General features: G+C 67.5%; 18 protein-coding genes and 1 pseudogene. 16 read left to right on the forward strand and 3 right to left on the reverse strand.

Features of this window, described 5'->3' with window-relative positions; all coding sequences use genetic code 11:
* Nucleotides 1–46: 46 nt before the first annotated feature.
* On the reverse strand, nucleotides 47–544 hold the full coding sequence (locus tag FW760_RS21525) for an Lrp/AsnC family transcriptional regulator (protein WP_229589298.1): 498 nt from the start codon (nucleotides 542–544) through the stop codon (nucleotides 47–49).
* A gap of 135 nt (nucleotides 545–679) precedes the next feature.
* On the opposite strand from FW760_RS21525, the gene FW760_RS21530 reads away from it, so the two are divergent.
* From FW760_RS21530 to FW760_RS21580, 11 genes and pseudogenes are all read left to right on the forward strand, one after another.
* Nucleotides 680–1,306: a LysE family translocator gene (locus tag FW760_RS21530; protein ID WP_446443940.1), complete on the forward strand. Its 627-nt coding sequence runs from the start codon at nucleotides 680–682 to the stop codon at nucleotides 1,304–1,306.
* 534 nt (nucleotides 1,307–1,840) lie between these two features.
* Nucleotides 1,841–2,155, forward strand: a pseudogene (locus FW760_RS21535) (transposase); the annotation flags it as partial.
* An 87-nt stretch (nucleotides 2,156–2,242) separates the two neighbouring features.
* Nucleotides 2,243–3,781: a ShlB/FhaC/HecB family hemolysin secretion/activation protein gene (locus tag FW760_RS21540; RefSeq protein WP_088515468.1), complete on the forward strand. Its 1,539-nt coding sequence runs from the start codon at nucleotides 2,243–2,245 to the stop codon at nucleotides 3,779–3,781.
* Between the two features lie 30 nt (nucleotides 3,782–3,811).
* Nucleotides 3,812–5,617, forward strand: coding sequence for a DUF2341 domain-containing protein (locus FW760_RS21545; protein ID WP_446443941.1), 1,806 nt, complete (start codon nucleotides 3,812–3,814; stop codon nucleotides 5,615–5,617).
* Between the two features lie 10 nt (nucleotides 5,618–5,627).
* Nucleotides 5,628–6,053: an ExbD/TolR family protein gene (locus FW760_RS21550; protein ID WP_043860333.1), complete on the forward strand. Its 426-nt coding sequence runs from the start codon at nucleotides 5,628–5,630 to the stop codon at nucleotides 6,051–6,053.
* A gap of 8 nt (nucleotides 6,054–6,061) precedes the next feature.
* On the forward strand, nucleotides 6,062–6,736 hold the full coding sequence (locus FW760_RS21555; RefSeq protein WP_240619904.1) for an energy transducer TonB family protein: 675 nt from the start codon (nucleotides 6,062–6,064) through the stop codon (nucleotides 6,734–6,736).
* Between the two features lie 53 nt (nucleotides 6,737–6,789).
* Nucleotides 6,790–8,472, forward strand: coding sequence for a putative porin (locus FW760_RS21560; RefSeq protein WP_446443942.1), 1,683 nt, complete (start codon nucleotides 6,790–6,792; stop codon nucleotides 8,470–8,472).
* Nucleotides 8,473–8,496: 24 nt separating this feature from the next.
* On the forward strand, nucleotides 8,497–9,156 hold the full coding sequence (locus FW760_RS21565; protein ID WP_043860179.1) for a hypothetical protein: 660 nt from the start codon (nucleotides 8,497–8,499) through the stop codon (nucleotides 9,154–9,156).
* Between the two features lie 17 nt (nucleotides 9,157–9,173).
* Nucleotides 9,174–9,650, forward strand: a complete 477-nt coding sequence (locus FW760_RS21570) for a YbjN domain-containing protein (protein ID WP_043860180.1) — start codon at nucleotides 9,174–9,176, stop codon at nucleotides 9,648–9,650.
* A complete protein-coding gene (locus tag FW760_RS21575; RefSeq protein ID WP_058541152.1) occupies nucleotides 9,647–10,603 on the forward strand; it encodes a peptidylprolyl isomerase in 957 nt (318 codons plus the stop codon). Before FW760_RS21570 ends, FW760_RS21575 begins: the two co-directional genes overlap by 4 nt.
* 54 nt (nucleotides 10,604–10,657) lie before the next feature.
* Entirely contained in the window at nucleotides 10,658–11,626 is a 969-nt protein-coding gene (locus tag FW760_RS21580; protein ID WP_078480219.1) for a LysR family transcriptional regulator, read from the forward strand.
* Between the two features lie 53 nt (nucleotides 11,627–11,679).
* On the opposite strand, the gene FW760_RS21585 is transcribed toward FW760_RS21580, so the two are convergent.
* A complete protein-coding gene (locus FW760_RS21585; RefSeq protein WP_043860182.1) occupies nucleotides 11,680–13,305 on the reverse strand; it encodes a methyl-accepting chemotaxis protein in 1,626 nt (541 codons plus the stop codon).
* A gap of 127 nt (nucleotides 13,306–13,432) precedes the next feature.
* Nucleotides 13,433–14,344 (reverse strand): AraC family transcriptional regulator, encoded by a 912-nt coding sequence (locus tag FW760_RS21590; RefSeq protein WP_043860183.1) that lies wholly within the window; start codon nucleotides 14,342–14,344, stop codon nucleotides 13,433–13,435.
* A 106-nt stretch (nucleotides 14,345–14,450) separates the two neighbouring features.
* Between FW760_RS21590 and FW760_RS21595 the strand changes: the two genes are divergently transcribed.
* Genes FW760_RS21595 through FW760_RS21615 form a run of 5 tightly spaced genes read left to right on the forward strand, consistent with a single transcriptional unit; the run spans nucleotide 14,451 to nucleotide 18,892 of the window.
* Nucleotides 14,451–15,011 (forward strand): carboxymuconolactone decarboxylase family protein, encoded by a 561-nt coding sequence (locus FW760_RS21595; protein ID WP_253087101.1) that lies wholly within the window; start codon nucleotides 14,451–14,453, stop codon nucleotides 15,009–15,011.
* Nucleotides 15,012–15,062: 51 nt separating this feature from the next.
* Entirely contained in the window at nucleotides 15,063–16,130 is a 1,068-nt protein-coding gene (locus tag FW760_RS21600; protein ID WP_100633809.1) for an acyl-CoA dehydrogenase family protein, read from the forward strand.
* Complete coding sequence (locus FW760_RS21605) at nucleotides 16,127–16,975, forward strand: ABC transporter ATP-binding protein (RefSeq protein ID WP_213605792.1); 849 nt, start codon at nucleotides 16,127–16,129, stop codon at nucleotides 16,973–16,975. The genes FW760_RS21600 and FW760_RS21605 overlap by 4 nt, the downstream gene beginning before the upstream one ends.
* A complete protein-coding gene (locus tag FW760_RS21610) occupies nucleotides 16,941–18,140 on the forward strand; it encodes an ABC transporter substrate-binding protein (RefSeq protein ID WP_043860187.1) in 1,200 nt (399 codons plus the stop codon). The genes FW760_RS21605 and FW760_RS21610 overlap by 35 nt, the downstream gene beginning before the upstream one ends.
* Nucleotides 18,140–18,892, forward strand: coding sequence for an ABC transporter permease (locus FW760_RS21615; protein ID WP_058541148.1), 753 nt, complete (start codon nucleotides 18,140–18,142; stop codon nucleotides 18,890–18,892). Before FW760_RS21610 ends, FW760_RS21615 begins: the two co-directional genes overlap by 1 nt.
* Nucleotides 18,893–18,928: the final 36 nt, after the last annotated feature.

Consider the following 18,928-nt stretch of genomic DNA (forward strand, 5'->3'; position numbering starts at 1 on the left):
TTGCCAGGTTCGGTTCGGGGCGGGTGGGCCGGTCGTTGCTACCCGCTTACCGCCCCAGGTGCCCCAGCGGCAGCGCCCCCTGCGGCTTGATCGTCTTGATTGCGAAGTTGCTGCGGATATCCCGGATCCCCGGCAGCTTGAGCAGCGTGTCGGTCAGGAACCGCTCATAGCCGCGCAGATCCGGCGCCACCACATGCAACAGGAAATCCGACTCGCCCGACACCAGAAAGGCGCTGACCACCTCGGGCAGGGCCAGCACGGCCAGGCGGAAGTTTTCCGCTTCGACCTCATGGTGCCGCTCGACCTTCACCCCCACGAACACCGTCAACCCCAGGCCGACTGCCTCGGCTTCGAGGCTGGCATGGTAGCCGCGGATCACCCCGGCTTCTTCCAGCAGCCTCACCCGTCGCAGGCACGGCGAAGCCGACAGCCCGATCTCTTCAGCCAGTTGCACGTTGGTGAGGCGCCCGTCGCGCTGCAGTGCGCCAAGGATGCGTTGGTCGTAACCGTCCAGCTTGGGGTAGGTTGGGTCGTGGTTTGGCATAAGTGGCCTGTGGCTAGGTATCGAATTGGTACATCCTGCCAATAATAGCCCCGTTGCGGGCGCATAACGCAAGCACCTGCCTCGACCTTCCGGCATAGAATTTTCACTCTGTTGCCCCAGCCTGAGGTCGTTGAAATGGACGAAAAACTGCTCTACCTGACTGCCCTGACGATGATCTACCTGATGCCGGGCCCGGACATGATCCTGCTGCTGCAGACCGGTGCGCGCCAGGGGCGGCGGGCGGCGCTGGCGACCGTGCTGGGGCTGGCGGTTGCCCGGGCGTGCCACGTGACCCTGGCCGCCATCGGGCTGGCGACGCTGTTCAAGGTACTGCCCTGGACGTTCGAGGTGGTCAAGTACACCGGGGCGGCCTACTTGCTGTGGCTGGGGGTGAAGATGTTCAGGCCCGTGGCGGGTGCAGTGCAGGGTCCGGGGGGTGCAGCGGTACGTGGCACGTGGAGGGCGGCGATAGCGCAGGGCTTTCTGACCAACCTGCTCAACCCCAAGGCCTTGCTGTTCTGCTCGGTGCTGTTGCCGCAGTTCATCCACCCCGCACAGGGGGCGGTGGGTGAGCAGTTCGCGCTGCTGGGGCTGGTGCTGGTGGTGATGGGGATGATGTTCGATGGGGTGTATGCACTGGCCGGCGGGTGGGTCGGGCGCCAACTGGAGCAGCGCGCGCTGGCGCAGAAGGTTCAGCAGTGGGTGTTTGGTGGGCTGCTGGTGGGGTTTGCGGTTCGGTTGGTCTGGGTGCAGCAGGGGTGAGGGGCGGGCGGTTGGGGCGGGCCCGGCAGGCGCCAGTCGATGAAGTAGTTGTGGCGCTCTTCAAACCGAGCGCCGCGCAGGCGGCGCACGACCCTGAGGGCGCTGGATAGCCCAGGCCCTGCATCTCTCTTCATGAAGCTTTGGTGACAAAAGTTCGGTAGCAAAGCGCCACCCCCGTCATGGGTATGTGCAGTCACTGCGCAGCCGCACAGGGACGAAGGGAGTGGAGCGATGGGAACCATGGAACGCTACGCAAAAGTCGGAATGCAGGAACTCGATCAACGCCTGGCGAAGATCGTCGAAGCCGCGCGCAAGCAACCGGTGTCGGTGTACCGCTACGGCGCACCCTGGGTGTGGATCGTGTCCCAGGACGACTGGCAAAGCGCGCTCAAGGAAGTCTCCAGCTGCATCCCGCCAGGCCATTCGCTGGTGATGCTCAAGCCCAGGGTCGAGGAACTGCTGGCCGCCCACGCGCAGGAGCTGGCCGACCTGGCCCGGCGCAACGCGATGAGCATCGCCCCGCACACCCTGATGCACCTGCTGCTGTTGCAGCTGCTGTATTCGGTCCCCAGCGAAAAACAACTCTACGAACAGCTCAACTACAACCTGCTGTTCCGCTGGTTCGTGGGCCTGGAACTCAAGTCGCGGGTGTGGAGCTTCAACCTGTTCAGCCACGACCTCAACGCACTGCTGGCCTGCCAGCAGGCCACGCGCCTGCTGCAGTCGATCGTCAACGAGGTGTGCAACGCGGGCCTGGCGCAGATGCCCGAGTTCAGCCTCAACCTGGCCCAGCTGCACAGCTGGCTGGCCCGCCACGCCGGTCACGGCGGCGCAGACAACCATTCATAAGACACGGCCCTGGGCCAGACGGATTTCCTTGAACGAGGGGGCGGTGTGGAGCATTTGTTTTTCAACGGGTGGCGAGCCGGCGCAGTGATGCTGCTGGCCCTGGGAACCCACCACGCAAGCGCCGAACAGGCCGAGCGTCGCGTCGATATCAACGAGTACGTGGTGCGCGGCAACACGGTGCTCGATGCCCGCGCCATCGAGGAGGCGGTGTACCCCTACCTCGGCCCGCAGAAGACCCTGGTGGATCTGGAAGGCGCCCGTGAGGCCCTGCAGAAACGCTATCAGGCGCTGGGCTATCAGTCGGTGTTCGTCGAGCTGCCCGAGCAGCAGGTCGAAGGCGGCGTGGTGTACCTGCAGGTCAGCGAAACCAGGGTCGGCCGGGTACGAGTGGTCGGCGCCAGGCATTACTCGCCCGTGGAGATCCGCGAGCAGGTGCCGGCCCTGAGCGAGGGCCAGGTGCCGGACTTTGCCAAGGTCCAGGGCGAACTGGCCGCACTCAACCGCGGCCCCGGGCGCCAGGTGATGCCACTGGTGCGCGAAGGCCAGCGCCCCGGCACCCTGGACGTCGACCTGCAGGTCGAAGACAAGCAGCCCTGGCACGCCAGCATCGGCCTGAACAACGACTACAGCGCCGACACCAGAAAGCTGCGCAGCGTGGCCACCGTGGGCTACAACAACCTCTGGCAACTGGGTCACAGCGTGTCGCTGACCTGGTTCACCGCCCCCCAGGACACCGACAACGCGCAGGTGTGGTCCGGTTCATACAGCGCGCCCCTGAACCCGCGCTGGACCCTGCAGGCCAGCGGCTACAAGTCCGACAGCAGCGTGGCCACCGTGGGCGGCAGCAACGTGCTGGGCAAGGGCCATTCCTACGGGCTGTCGGCGATCTACTCACTGGTGCCGGACGGCAACTGGGCCAACTCGTTTTCCGTGGGCATCGACTTCAAGGACTTCGACGAGCAGGTCGAACTGGGCGGCGAGCGCGATACCGTGCCGCTCAAGTACGCACCGATCACCCTGGCCTACAACGGCTTTCGCTACACCGAAGCCTCGCAGCTGGGGCTGGGCCTGAGCCTGGTGGCCGGCACACGCCGGCTGTTCGGCTACGGCAGCGACGACGAGGCCTTCGACTACAAGCGCTACCGCGCCGACTCCAGTTTCGCCGCGCTCAAGGGCGATGCGAACTACACGTTCACGTTTGCCGGCGACTGGCAGAGCGCAACCAAGCTGGGCTTTCAACTGGCCTCCGGGGCCCTGGTGTCCAACGAGCAGTTCGCTGCCGGCGGCGCCACCTCGGTGCGCGGCTACCTGGCCGCCGAACGCACCGGCGACGATGGCCTGCTGTTCTCCCAGGAACTGCGCACGCCCTCGCTGGGCCGCTACGTGGGCAGCTACATCAGCGACTGGCGCTTCTATGTGTTCGCCGAAGGCGCGCAGCTGTCGCTGCAGGACCCGCTGCCCGAGCAGGACGACCACTTCAGCCTGGCCAGCGTCGGCCTGGGCACCCGCGCCACCCTCAACGACTGGCTGTCCGGCAGCCTGGACTGGGGCCTGCCGCTCAAGGACGGCGCGAACACCGAGAAAAACCACTCGCGTCTGCACTTCAGCGTACAGGCAACCTTCTGACCCCATCGGCATCGACCCTGGAGACATTCCATGCAACGCCTCATCTTGACCCTGCTCATTTGCCTGGGCTTTGCCCTGCCGGGCAGCGCCAGTGCCTGGTGGCAGGACGACTGGCAGTTCCGCAAGCAGATTTCCGTCGACACCACGCCCCAGGGCGCGGCGCTGCCCCAGTCGCTGGGCCGCACGGCACTGCTGGTACGCCTGCACACCGGCAATTTCAGCTTTGACGGGGTCAATGAAAACGGCGCGGACATCCGCTTCGTGGCCAGCGACGACAAGACCGTGCTCAACCACCAGATCGAAAGCTTCGACCCGCTGATGGGCATGGCGCTGATCTGGGTCGACGTGCCGGACGTGCAGGGCGGCCAGCGCCAGGACCTGTGGATGTACTACGGCAACCCCAAGGCGCAGCCGGCCAATGCGCAACCGGCCTTCGATGCCGACTACACCCTGCTGATGCACTTCGACGGCGCCGCACCGCGTGACGCCAGCCCCTACGGCAACCAGGCCCAGGGCAGTGCGGCGAGCATCGAGGGCATCATCGGTCGCGCCATCCAGTTCAACGGCCAGCCGCTGCTGCTGGCACCCAGCCCGTCGCTGCAACTGCCGGCTGGCGCCGCCTTCACCTTCAGCGCCTGGGTACGCCAGGACCAACTGCTGGGCGATCAGTTGCTGCTGGCCCGTCATGAAGGCGAAAACCGTTTGCTGCTGGGTGTGAGCCAGGGCCTGCCGTTCGTCGAGGTCAACGGCCTGCGCAGCGCCGCCGGCCAGGTGCTCGATGCCGGCCAGTGGCAACACCTGGCGCTGGTGGGCGAGGGCGGTACGCTCAGCCTGCTGGTGGACGGGCGCCAGGTCGCCAGCCTGACCGCGGCGGTGCCGGCGTTCAATTCGACCCTGGCCATCGGCGCCGACCTGCCGCCGGCCGAGGGTCAGCCGGCCGGCGCCTATGTGCCGTTCGTGGGGGCGATTGACGAGCTGCGCCTGTCGCGCATCGCCCGCGCCGTGCCGGTGCTGCAGGCCGACGCGCTGGCCCAGGGCGCCGAGTCGCGCCTGGTGGTGTACGGGGTGGATGAAGAGCAGTCCGGTTTTGGTTTCGGCAGCCTGGGCTTTCTGCTCAAGGCGGTGCCGCTGGACGCCTGGATCATCATCGCGGTGCTGGTGCTGATGATGGTGCAGTCGTGGGTGATCATGCTGCGCAAGAATCGCACCCTCAACCACGTCAGCCAGGCCAACCGGCTGTTTCGCGAGCAGTTCGCCAACATCGGCACGCGCCTGGAGATGTTCGCCGACGACACCACCCTGGGCGAGCGCCTGACGCATTCGTCGCTGTGGCGCCTGTACCTGGTGGCGGTCAAGGAGATCCGTACCCGCCGCGCCCAGGGCTTCGACACCTCGGCGGTGTCGGCGGCCACCATCGAGGCCATTCGCTGTTCGATGGACGGGGTGCGCACCCGCGAGAACCAGGCGCTGGGCTCGAAGCTGTCGAGCCTGTCCAACGCGATTGCCGGCGGCCCTTACATCGGCCTGCTGGGCACCGTGCTGGGGATCATGGTGGTGTTCCTGGGCACCGCGATGGCCGGTGACGTGAACATCAACGCCATCGCCCCCGGCATGGCCGCGGCGTTGCTGGCCACCGCCATGGGCCTGTTCGTCGCGATCCCCGCGCTGTTTGGCTACAACCGCCTGATCACCCGCAACAAGGAGGTCAGCGCCGACATGCGCGTGTTCGTCGACGAGTTCATCACGCGCCTGGCCGAGCTGCATGGCGAAGGCCAAGCCGGCGAGGCCAGCCACCGGCGTGCTGCCCACGCTGCCCACCCGTCCGTACCGGCCTGAGGAGAGCGCCATGGCAGCCATGAATGCTTCCCACGACGATGACGACGACGCGGCTGTCGACAGCATCAACGTCACCCCGCTGGTGGATGTGCTGATGGTGGTGCTGGTGATGTTCATCCTCACCGCCACCGCGCAGGTGTCGGGCATCCAGATCCAGCTGCCCAAGGCCAGTGCCTCGGTGTCGCTGTCCCAGCCCAAGACCAAGGCGATCTCGGTCAACGATGCCGGGCAGGTGTTTCTCGACGCCTACCCGGTGACCCTGGCCGAACTGGAAGAGCGCCTGCGCAGCGAGAAGGCGCGCAGCCCGGACTTCCCGATCATCGTGCGCGGCGACGCGGCGGTGCAGTACCAGAAGGTGGTCGAGGTGCTCGACCTGTTGCGTCGGCTGGAGCTGGCCCAGGTCGGGCTGGTGACCGGCAAGCCGAACCAGGGTTGAGGATGCCCATGAACCAGAAGTTCGATAGCCGGCGCCTGCTCAAGTGGGGCGTCGTGGCACTGGTGGGCGCGGGCCTGGCCTGGTTGCTGTGGCAGTGGGCCAACGACATGAGCGGGGTGCGCCGCGAGGCACCGAAGATCCCCGCGATCATTCCGCTGCCGCCCCCCCCACCGCCGCCGCCCCCCGAGCCCCCCAAGGAACCGGAGCCGCCCGTGGAAGAGAAGATTGTCGAGCCGCAGCCGGTGCCCGAGGCCGAGGAGGTCAAGCCGGCCGAGGAGGCGCCGCCGAGCCCGGCCGATGACATGGCCAACCCGATGCAGATCGACGGCGATGCACAGGCGGGCGGGGACGCTTTCAACATCGGTGCCGGCAAGGGCGGCGGCATGGCCGGCGGCGGTGGCGGGCTGGGCAGCGGCAGCTACGGCCAGTTCCTGGCGTATGCCTTCCAGCGCCTGCTGCGCGACAACCCCGAGCTGCGCAACCTGACCTTCAACCTGCAGGGCGATGTTTGGCTCAGCGAAACCGGCGAGGTGACCCGCGTCGAGCTGGTGCGCTCCAGCGGCGATGCCGCGGTGGACGCCCAGGTGCTGGCCGCATTGCGCGCCGCCCCGGCCATGACCCAGCGCCCGCCGGCGAGCCTGACCCTGCCGGTGCGCATCGCCTTGCAGGGGCGCCGCGGATGAACCCGGCGCCCGATCCCTACGACGCACGACTTACCAACAGGAGCGGTAAATCCATGATGTGCTCAGTGAACCGATTGACCCTGGCAGTCGGCCTGGTGGTCGCCGCGGCGGTCGGTCCGGCCGTGGCGCAGATCCCGGCGCCGTCGCAGAACGCGACGATCAACCTGATCCGCCTGCTGGTGCAGCAGGGTGTGCTCAAGCAGGACCAGGCCCAGGCCCTGATCGACCAGGCCGAAAGCGAGGCGGTGCAGGCCCGCGCCAGCGTGGCGGCGGTGCCGGCGGCCAATGGCGAGGTGCGCGTGCAGTATGTGCCGGCCATCGTGCGCGACCAGATCCGCGACGAGGTCAAGGCCGAGGTGATGGCCCAGGCCAGGCAGGAGAACTGGGCCGCGCCCAACACCTTCCCCGACTGGGCCTCGCGCATCAGCTTCGATGGCGACGTGCGCCTGCGCGACGAGTCGCGCTACTTTTCGGGCAACAACAGCAACGAGATCATCGATTTCGCCAAGCTCAACGCCGACGGGCCCTACGACGTCAACCCCAACAACGGGCGCAACCTGCCGCCGCTGCTCAATACCCGCGAAGACCGCGAGAACCTGCTGCGCCTGCGCGCGCGCCTGGGCCTGAAGGCGGTGCTGTCGCCGAGCTGGACGGCGGGTATCCGCATCGGCACCGGCAGCGACAACGGCCCGGTGTCCACCACCCAGACCCTGGGCGGCGGCTTCGGCAAGAAGGACCTGTGGCTCGACCAGGGCTACCTGAGCTGGGTGGCCAGCGAGCGCGTGACCCTGACCGGCGGGCGTATCGCCAACCCGTTCATGTCCACCGACATGCTGTATTCCAACGACCTCAACTTCGACGGCGTGGCGGCCTTGTTCAACCAGCCGCTGAGCGACAGCCTGAGCCTGTTCGGGACCCTCGGCGCGTTCCCGGTGGAGTACAGCGCCGACACCGCCAGCAGCAACGGGCTGGACAAGGAAAGCAGCGACAACAAGTGGCTGTACGGCGCGCAGCTGGGCGCCAACTGGCAGATCAACGACAGCAACCGGCTCAAGGGCGCGCTGGCCTACTACCGCTTCGACGACATTGCCGGCGAGCGCTCCGGGGCATGCGAGCCGTGGAACGGCGACCCCGGCTGCGACAGTGACGGCAGCCGCCCGACCTTCATGCAGAAGGGCAACACGCTGTTCCTGCTGCGCGACATCACGCCCAACCCGGCCAACCCGGCCGCCACCCCGCAGCCGCAGTTCGTGGGGCTGGCATCGGAGTTCAACCTGCTGGACCTGAACGCGGTATGGGACACCGAGCTGCCGCACGACTTCAAGCTGCGCAGCCAGGCCAACTACATCCACAACCTGGCCTACGACGAAGGCGAGATGCGCAAGCGTTCGGCCGGCCAGTTGGCCAACAACCTCGACAGCGACGGCAATATCAAGAGCGGTGCCAATGCGTGGATGGTGCAGTTCACCCTGGGCAACGCGCTGGAGCTGAAAAAGCAGGGCGACTGGAACCTGTTCGCCGGCTACAAGCACATCCAGCCCGATGCCTTGCCCGACGGCTTCAACGATTCCTCGTTCCACCTGGGCGGCACCAACGCCAAGGGCTACATCCTCGGTGCCAACTACGGCCTGGACCAGAACGTGTACGCCACGGCGCGCTGGATGAGTACCGAGGCGGTCTACGGCGCGCCGTTCGATATCGATGTGCTACAACTTGAAGTCAACACGCGCTTCTAGCAGGCGCGCACAGGGAGAAAGAGCATGAACAAGCGAGCCTATCGGGCCTGTTGTTCGTACCTGCTGGTGGCGTTGGGCGTGAGCTGGGCGGGGGTGGCTGCGGCCGAAGGCATGGAAGAGCGCCTGCGCACCCAGCTGCGCAGTACCACCCAGCAGTTGCAGGCGCTGCAGAGCGAACAGGCGCAGGCTTCGGCGGCGCGCCAGAGCGCCGAGCAGCAACGCGATGCGGCCCAGGCCCAGGTGCAGCAACTGACCGCGCAACTGGCCCAGGCCCGTGGCCAGGCCGAGCAGCTGCTGGGCCAGCAGCAGGCCCTGCACGGCCAGGCGCAGGCGCTGGTGGCCAGCAGCAACGCGCAACTGGGCAAGTACAAGCAGGCCTACGACGAGCTGCTGGGCATGGCCAAGGCCAAGGAAGCCGAGCGTGCGCGCCTGGCCGCCAGCCTGGCCGAGCGCGAGCAGCAGGTGCTGGCGTGTTCGGCAAAGAATCAGCAGATGTACGGGGTCGCCAAGGGGATCCTTGCGGCCTACGAAAAGATCGATGTGGCGGATGTGATGAAGATGCGCCAACCCTTTGCCGGGGGCGCCCGGGTGAAGTTCGAGGAACTTGCCCAGGCCTACGGCGATCAGCTGTACCAGACCCAGTTCGATGCCGCGCAGGGCGGCAGCAAACCGCAAGTCAATTGACACAAGGAAGCGAAGCCATGAGCGACAACCAACTGATCGAAACCGTCAGCGCCGACTCTCTGACCACCCTGTTGCAGGATGCAGGTTGCCGAGTCAATCGCAGCGAGCAGAATGCCGTGGTGCAACTGCTCAGTGCCAGCCAGGGCGTGGGCTATGCGGTGCGCTTTGGCAACCGTGCCGAGCGCGAGGGCGAGTTTCTCGACTTCACCTACAGCTGCGCCCTGCGCATCCAGGGTGAACTGCCGGCCGGGCTGGCCGAACGCTGGAACGTGTCGCGCCGCTTCGCGCGGCTGTCGGTGCAGGGCGAGTTCCTGGTGATGGAGATGGACGTGATGGTGGCCGACGGCGTCAGCCACAAGCACCTGCTGGGCAGCCTGGTGCTGTGGGACCGCCTGCTGCAGGAGTTCATCGTGTACCTGCGCGACTACAGCCGCAACGTGGCCCAGGTGCAGGACGAGGCGGTGGCCGGGGCTGAAGCGGTGAGCGCTTCGTGACTCGACGTACGCTGTGGGCCGGCGCGGGCGCGCTGGCCGTTCTGGGCGTGGCAGTGGTGTTGGCACTGCGCACGGGGGATGACCCGGTGGCAGCCAGCGCGAAAGCGCCGGCGGTTGCCGCTGTGGCGAGCGATGCGGGGCCGGCGCTGGCGCGCCTGGGCGACCAGCAGGTCAGCGTCGAGGAGCTCAAGGCGCTGTTCGCCAAGCTGCCGGCGCCGGCGCGCGAGGAACTGAGCGGCAATCGCCAGGCCCTGGAGGGCTGGATTCGCTCGCGCCTGGCGGAAAAGGCGCTGTACCAGCAGGCCCAGGCCCAGGGCTGGTCGGAGCGTCCCGATGTGCAGGCGCAGACCCATGCGGTGGTGGAGCAGATCGTGCTGCGCGACTACCTGAACTCGGTCAGCCAGGTACCGGCCGACTACCCCAGCGAGGCTGAACTGCAGGCGGCCTACGAGAACGGCAAGGCCAGCCTGCAACTGCCCACGCGCTATCACCTGAGCCAGATCTTCCTGGCGGTGCCGGACGAGCAGTCGGTGGCACGCGTGCGCAAGCAGGCGCTGGCCCTGAGCAAGCAGGCCCAGGCTGCCAATGCCGACTTTGCCGCGCTGGCCAGGGCCAACTCGCAGGACCGCGAGAGTGCGCAGCGTGGCGGCGACAGTGGTTTGCAGCCGCTGAGCCAGTTGCTGCCGCAGGTGCGCGATGCGGTGCCGCAGCTCAAGGAAGGGGCGGTGAGCGAGCCGTTGCAGAGTGCGGCGGGCTTTCACATCGTCAAGCTCATCGAGGTGCAGCCGCCGCGTGTGGCCAGCCTGGACGAGGTGCGCGACAGCCTGCGTGACCTGTTGCGGGCCCAGCGCCAGGAACAGGTGGCCCGGGCCTACGTGGACGGCATGTTCAACAGCGCGACGCTGAGTATCGATGGCGCTGCGCTCAATCAGGTCATGGACGCCAGCCGCTAGGCGGCGTCGATCAAGGAAGAGCGGGCCCTGGCCGGGGCCCGGCAGGAGGCGAGGATGCCGATGTTCGATATGCCGCACTACGTGCCCGATTATCCGCCGGCCGAGCCGCTGGCCAAGGTGCGGGCCGGGCTGGGCTGGGTGCAGGACGAGCAGATGCTCAGCTGTTTTCTGGCCAGTGCGCGGTGCGGCTGCTTCATGCAGGCTGCGCGCAGCCTCAACCTCAAGTCCACCCTGTTGCGCAAGAAGCTGGCGCAGCTGGAAGCGCGGGTGGGGTATCCATTGTTCGTCAACCGCGGCCATGCCCTGGTGCTCAGCCGCGAGGGGCGCCAGTTGCAGGCGTTGCTGCAGTCGAGCCTGAGCAGCAAGCCACAGGCCATGACCGCGCTGGATGCGCCGGTGCTGGTGCGCCTGGCGGTGGCCGAACCGATCATGCAGGACATTCTGGCGCGCAACCTGGTGGCCTTCGTGCGCCAGAACGCCGGGATCCGCCTGGACGTCAGCGGCCTGGATGCACAGGGATTGGCGCAGGCCGATGTAGTGCTGTGGCTCGATGACGAGGCGGGCAGCGTGCCGCTGCCGGGGTTTGCCGGCGAGGCGCCGACGCGCCTGGCGCAGCTGGAGTATCACCCGCACATTGCCAAGCGCTATTCGCGCGAGAGCAACCGGCCGGTGTGCCGGGACGACCTGCGCGACTACATGCTGGTGCAGTGGCAGGGCGAGGCCCAGGTGGCGGCGCTGGCGCCGTGGAACCGCCTGTTGAGCGAGCGCGAGGCGGGGGTGACGCGGGTGCCGGGTTATGACCTGTTCAGCCAGTTGATCAAGTGCAGCGCGTGCATCGGCTTGCTGCCGCATTATGCGGCGCAGCTGGACCGTGGCCTGCTGGCATTGCCGGGGTTGCTGGAGGCGCCGATGCGCCGCACGGTGTGGCTGGCGGTGCATGAGCGTGCGGCGCAGGCGGCGTTGGTGCAGGTGCTGGTGACCATGATCCGGGCCGCGTTCGAGGAGCGTCGGGAGTGGTTCTGAAGGGGCGCGGTGCCCTGTAGGCGCCGGCTTTGCCGGCGAACCGGCGCCGCACCTCAGACGATAAAGCGCGTGACCAGCGTGGTCAGTTGCGTGGCCAACTGCGACAGCGCATGGCTGGCGACGCGGGTCTGCTCGGCGCCCGCCGCCGAGCGGCCCGACAATTCACGAATGTTCAGCAGGTTGCGATCCACCTCGCGGGCCACCTGGGCCTGCTCCTCTGCCGCGCTGGCAATCACCAGGTTGCGCTCGTTGATCTGGCCGATGGCCGTGTAGATGCCCTCCAGCACCTGGCCTGACGCCTGGGTGATGCCCAGCGTGGACTGCGCGCGGCCGGTACTGGCCTGCATCGAGTCCACCGCCGCCTGGGTGCCCTGTTGCACGCTGTTGATCATCTGCTCGATTTCCTGGGTCGATTGCTGCGTGCGGTAGGCCAGGGTCCTGACCTCATCGGCCACCACCGCAAACCCGCGCCCGGCCTCGCCGGCACGCGCCGCCTCGATGGCGGCATTGAGCGCCAGCAGGTTGGTCTGCTCCGACACCGAACGGATCACCTCCAGCACCGTGCCTATCTCGCGAATCTGCACCGCCAGCTGTTGCAGGCGCTCGCCACTGATCGCCACTTCGCGAGCCATGGCCTGGGTGCCGTCGATGTTGTCGGCGACCTGCTGGCGGCTCTGTTCGGCCAAGGCATTGGAGGCACTGGCCGCCTGGGAGGTGGACACCGCATTGCGCGCCACTTCCTCGACCGCCGTGGTCATCTCGGTAACCGCCGTGGCGGCCTGTTCCAGCTCCTGGTCCTGCTGGCGCAGGCTCTGGGTGCTCTGCTCGGTCACGCTGTCCAGGGCCTGGGCGGCGCTGGACAGCTGCGTGGCGCAGGCGGTGATCTGCCCCAGGGTATCGCGCTGGCTGTGCTGCATGCGCTCCAGTTCGGCGAACAGCTGGCCGATCTCGTTGTGGCTGCGCACCGTCACCGGCACGCTCAGGTCGCCCCCGGCAATGCGCTGAAAATGCACGCCGGCCTCGCGCAGCGGGCGCAGCACACGGGCGACGATAAAGGCCCAGCACACGGCGGCCAGCACCAGGGTCAACAGCCCCAGCAGCACGCTCAGCCACTGGGCCGTGGCCAGGCGCTGGTCGGACTCGGCCATGATCTGCCGGCTGCGCTCGGCCAGGGCTGCCACCAGTTGCTGGCGCAGCGCCTGCAGGGCACGCATGGCGTTGCCGGCATCCACGTTGACGGTGAAGTAGTCGTCCAGCGAGCCCTTGAGCGTGGCGGCGCGCTGCCCGGCCACGGCGTTGGCGTAGTCGGCGAAGGTGCGCTGCAGGTCCTGGGCCAGGGCCTTTTGCGCCGGCTCATGGGTGTTGGTGACGAAGGCGTCGACCAGCGCCTGGCTGTCGCCCAGCAGCTTTTGCGACATGGCCAGGCGCGCCTTGGCACTGTCGAGGTGGCCGCCTTGCTGCTCGATAAAGCCCGACGACACGTTGGCACTGGCGCGAATCGCCATCAGCAGCGCGTTGTTGAGGCGGTCGGACTGCTGGGCGGTCTGGTCCAGCTCGTTGATCTGCGCGTCGCTGCCCACCGCCGCCCGCCAGGCGCTGACGGTGGAAAACAGCAGGGTGGCGCTGAACAGCAGCAGCACCCAGAACATTCCGGTGCGGATCTTGAGGTCGGCAAGCATGCGGGCATTACTCCTGGCAGTAAAAAATACCCCCACTCTGTGCGGTGGGTAGGCTGCTATCGGAGGCGCGGCGCATGACTTTAGGGGGCGACGACGGGTTCTGTTCGATTACCGCACAGCCTTTGTTTCAGCGGCCCTCGTGCTGGCGGCGGTAGGCGCCGGGCTGCACGCCGATGGCCTTGCCGAACGCCCGGGTGAAGGCGGCGATGGACTGGTAGCCCACCGCTGCGCAGACCTGCTCGACGGTGTTGTTGGCCTTGAGCAACTGGCAGGCATGACGCATGCGCAGCGCCAGCAGCACCTGGCCCGGCGACTGGCCGGCCAGCTCGTTGAAACGCTTGAAGAAGGCCGAGCGCGACAGCCCTGTGCAGGCGGCCATGCTCTCCAGCGACCAGGGCTGTTCGGGGTGTTCGATCAACTGCTCCAGCAGCGGGGCGAACGCCGGGTGACGGGCCAGGGCGACCAGGCCGCCAAGGTCCTGGTTGTCGCTCACCTGCTGGCGCAGCACGTACAAGAACAGCAACTGGCTCAGGCGCTCCAGCAGGGTGGAGGAGGGTGCGGGGGTGCGTTGGCATTCCTCCAGAATCAGCTCGAACAGCGCCCGCGCCGCCTGCAGCGACGGGTCGCCGGTGCGCAGGATGATCCAGTCGGCCAGCGACTCGGCCATCAGCGACGACAGCCCCGGCTGGAAGTGAAAGAACCCGCACACCAGCCCCACGCCATCCGCCGCCTGGCTGTCGAGCGCCTGCATCGGGATGCGCGGCTGGCAGCGCGCGGTGTCGCTGTCGGCGCTGTCGGACAGGCGATAGGGCAGGTCGCGCAGCAGGAACACCGCCTCGCCGGCCTCCAGCCGCTGCGGCTCGGGCTGGCCGTCGATGTGCAGCCAGCAGTGGCCCTGCACCACCACGTGAAAGCTGGCCCGGGCCAGGCCCTGGGTGCTGGCGTGCCAGCCACCGCAGTAGCGCCCCACATGGAACAGGCTGGCGTCCAGTTCCAGACGCTCTAATAACCAATCGACCAAAACGCTGGAAGAAATCATCTAATGGAAACACTCTGGAGCAAGTAATCGCGACTGTAGAATATGGATCGGTTTTCTTATAACCAACAGACTTGGCGAACACCTTCAGTATGCAGGAGACCACGCCATGTCACGCATCACTCTACACACCGTGCAAAGCGCCCCGGAAGCCGCGCGCCCGTTCCTGGAGAACGCGCAGAAGAATTCCGGCTTCATTCCCAACCTGCTGGGCGTGCTGGCCAACGCGCCGGCCGCGCTGGAAACCTATGTGACGGTTTCGGCGCTCAATGGCAAGGCCGAGCTGAGCCTGGCCGAGCGCGAAGTGGTGCAGCTGATTGCCGCCACCCAGCACGGCTGCGACTTCTGCGTGGCCGGCCATACGGCGGTGGCGCTGAACAAGGCCAAGCTGCCCGAAGAAGTGGTGCAGGCCCTGCGTGCGCGCGGCGAGTTACCATCGCCCAGGCTCGAAACCCTGGCGAAGTTTGCCCGCGAAGTGATTGCCACCCGTGGCAATGTGAGCGATGCCACCTACGCTGAGTTTCGCGAGGCCGGTTACACCGAAGGCCATGCCCTGGAAGTTATCCTGGGGGTGAGCCTGGCCACGCTGTGCAATTTCGCCAACGTGTTTGCGCGCACGCCGCTCAATGACGAGCTGGCCAAGTACCGCTGGCAGGCCGTCGCTCAGTGAGCCCCGTGGCGCCAGTGTGTGGCTGGCGCCCTGTTCTAAGGAGGAAAGAACATGCTTGATCCCGTATTGCAGCACTGGCTGGAGGCCAATGCCGAGGCGCTCGACCAGGGCCGGTGCGACCCGCAGCAGGTGCTGGGGCAACTGGCCGCAGCCAAGGTGCTGGGTGTGGGTGTGGACCCGCGTCAGGGCGGCAGCGGCGCCAGTGTGGCCGACGCCGTGGAAACCGTGGCCAGCGTTGCCAGCTGTTCGCTGGCCGCCGCCTTCGTGTTCTGGGGCCAGCGGGCCTTTATCGAATACCTGCTGCACAGCCCCAACAGCGCCCTGCGCGAGCGCCTGCTGCCGTCGTTGCTCAGCGGTGAGCTGGCCGGTGCCACCGGGCTCTCCAACGCAATGAAGTTTCTGTCCGGCATCGAGTCGCTGCAGGTCAGCGCCACGGCGCGCGGCGAGCAGGGCTGGGCGCTCAACGGGCGCCTGCACTGGGTCACCAACCTGCGCAAGGGCGGCTTCGTGGTGGCCGCCGCCATCGACCGCGCCGAAGGCGGTGCACCGTTCGTGGTGGCGATCCCCGACGGCATCGCGGGGGTGCAGCGCTCCCCCGACCTGCAACTGATGGGCCTGCAGTCGAGCAATACCGCCGCGCTGGATTTCGATCAGGTGGCCCTGGGCCGCGACTGGCTGCTGCATGAGGATGCCCGGCAGTTCCTGCCGGCGGTGCGCCCGGCGTTCCTGGGCCTGCAGTGCGGCATGGCCATCGGCCTGGCGCGGCGCGCCTTGCAGGAAGCGCAGGGGCACCTGCAGGGGGTGCGTTCGGTGCTGGCTGAAACCCTCGAGGCGCAGCGCGAGCTGCTGGCCGATGTGGTGAGCGAGCTCAAGGCCGGCCTGCTCGACGGGCGCTTCCTGGGCAACCCGGCGTCGCTGTTCAAGGTACGCATCAGCCTGGCCGAGATCGTTGGCGAGGCGCTGCAACTGGAGCTGCAGGCCAGCGGTGGCAAGGCCTACCTGAGCGAGTACGGCGCAGGCTTTGCGCGGCGCTGGCGCGAGTCGGCGTTCGTGCCGATCGTGACCCCGAGCCTGGTGCAACTGCGCGCCGAGCTGCAACGCCAGGCACGCGCAGCATGAGCAAGGTGGTACTGCAGGCCCGCGGTATCAGCCTGGGCTACGCCCGCGAACAGGGCTGGCAAACCCTGCTCGAAGGCTTCGACCTGGACCTGGCGCCGGGCGAAGTGGTGTCGATCCTGGGCCCCAGCGGGGTGGGCAAGTCCAGCCTGCTGCGGGTACTGGCCGGCTTGCAGGCGGCGCGCGATGGTCGCGTGAGCCTGCTCGGCGAGCCGCTGGACGGCCCGCATCCACGGGTGGCGGTGGCGTTCCAGGACCCCAGCCTGCTGCCCTGGCTGAGCCTGGAAAGCAACGTCGCCTTCGGCCTGGATTTCGCTCGCCAGCCGCGTTTGGCCAAGGCTGAGCGCGAGGCGCGCATCGACCATGCGATTGCCGCCGTGGGCCTGCAGCATGCACGCCAGCATTACCCGGCGCAGTTGTCCGGCGGCATGGCCCAGCGCACCGCGCTGGCGCGCTGCCTGGCGCGCCAGCCCCATGTACTGCTGCTGGACGAGCCCTTTGGCGCGCTGGACGAAGTGACCCGCGCCGACATGCAGCAACTGCTGCTGAGCGTGATCGCCGAACACGGCACCGCTGCGGTGCTGATCACCCACGATATCGACGAGGCCCTGCTGTTGTCCGACCGCATCCTGCTACTGGGCGACCACCCGGCGCGGACCCTCGGCCAATGGCCCATCGACCTGGCGCACCCGCGTGAGCAGCAGGTCGAGGCACTGGGCGCGTTGCGCATCGAGATTCTCAAGACCCTTCGGCGGGCGAGCCGCACCCACACTTACCCAACCGATTCTTTGCCTACGCCGTCGGAGACTGCCCATGTGCCTGGACGACTTCACCCACACTCGTCGTGATTTTCTCAAACTCAGCGCGGTGCTCAGTGCCGCCGGTGCGATGCCGCTGCTGAGCAGCCTGCAGGCGCGTGCCGCCGCCGAGCCGGATGCGCCGGTGCGCATCGGCTACCTGCCGATCACCGACGCCACGCCGCTGCTGGTGGCGCACAACAATGGCCTGTTCGAGGCCGAGGGCATCAAGGCCGAGCGCCCGGTGCTGCTGCGCAGTTGGGCGCAGGTGATCGAGGCGTTCATTTCCGGGCAGGTCAACGTGATCCACCTGCTGTCGCCGATGACCGTATGGGCGCGTTACGGCAGCAAGGTGCCGGCAAAGGTGGTGGCCTGGAACCACGTGGGCGGCTCGGGGCTGACCGTGGCCCCGGACATCACCGAGGTGAAGCAGCTGGGCGGCAAGACGGTGGCGATCCCGTTCTGGTACTCCATTCACAACGTGGTGGTGCAGCAACTGTTCCGTGATAACGGCTTGGAGCCGGTGTCGCGGGCGGCGGCGGCTGCGGTGGCGGCCAACGAGGTCAACCTGGTGGTGCTGCCGCCTTCGGACATGCCGCCGGCGTTGGCCAGCAAGCGCATTGCCGGCTACATCGTCGCCGAGCCGTTCAATGCCCTGGCCGAGGAACTCAAGGTCGGGCGCGTGCAGCGCTTTACCGGGGACGTGTGGCGCAACCATGCATGCTGCGTGGTGTTCATGCACGAGCACGACCTGAACAACCGCCCCGAGTGGTCGCAGAAGGTGGTCAACGCCATCGTCAAGGCCCAGCTGTGGACCCGCGACCACCGCGCCGAGGCGGCGCAGATTCTGTCCAAGAGCGGTGCCAACCGCTACACCCCGCATGCCCCCGAGGTGCTGGGCCGGGTGCTCACGCCGGCTGCCGACAGCCGCGAACAGTATGTGCAGAGCGGGGCGATCCGGCATGCGCAGTGGGACGAGCAGCGCATCGACTTCCAGCCGTACCCGTTCCCCAGCTACACCGAGGAACTGGTGCGCCGCCTCAAGGACACCCTGATCGAAGGCGACAAGGGCTTCCTGGCCGCACTGGACCCGCAACAGACCGCCCGCGACCTGGTGGATGACCGCTTCGTGCGCAACGCCATCGGTGCCGTCGGCGGGCTCAAGGCCTTCGGCTTGCCCGACAGCTTCGAGCGCAGCGAGGAGTTCGCGGTCTGATGGTCAAGCCAGTCAAACACGCGGCCCTGGGTATCGCCGGGCTGCTGGTGCTGTTGTTGCTGTGGTGGGGTGGGATCGTGCTGTTCGGCGGTGACGGGCTGGCCTTGCGGTTTGCGCCGCAGGCCACCTTTGCCAGCCTGCTGGAGCTTTTGGGGCATGCCGAGCTGTACGAGCATGTGGCGGTGAGCCTCAAGCGCATTCTGGTGGGGTTGGTGCTGGCGTTGCTGGTGGGCGTGCCGCTGGGTTTGCTGGTGGGCAGCTACCGGCGCCTGGACGCGGCGACCACCCCGGCGTTCCAGTTCCTGCGCATGATCTCGCCGCTGTCGTGGATGCCGGTGGTGGTGATGCTGATGGGGGTGGGTGATGCGCCGATCTACTTCCTGCTGGCGTTTGCCGCGTTGTGGCCGATCTTGCTCAACACGGCGGCGGGTGTGCGTCAGCTCGACCCGCGCTGGTTGCAGTTGAGCCGCAGCCTGAGCGCCACGCGCTGGGAGACCTTGCGCAAGGTGATCCTGCCGGGGGTGGTGGGGCATGTGCTGACCGGCGTGCGGCTGGCCATCGGCATAGTGTGGATCGTGCTGGTGCCGTGCGAGATGCTCGGGGTGAGTGCGGGGCTGGGGTATTTCATTCTGGATACCCGCGACCGGCTGGCGTACTCGGAGCTGATGGCGATGGTGCTGGTGATCGGGGTGCTGGGCTTCATGCTGGATGCACTGGCGCGAGGGCTGCATCGGCGCTGGGTGCATGGGTGAGGGGCTGATCCCTTCGCCGGCAAGGCCGGCTCCTGC

It is taken from the genome of Pseudomonas sp. 1176_21, from assembly GCF_052850635.1.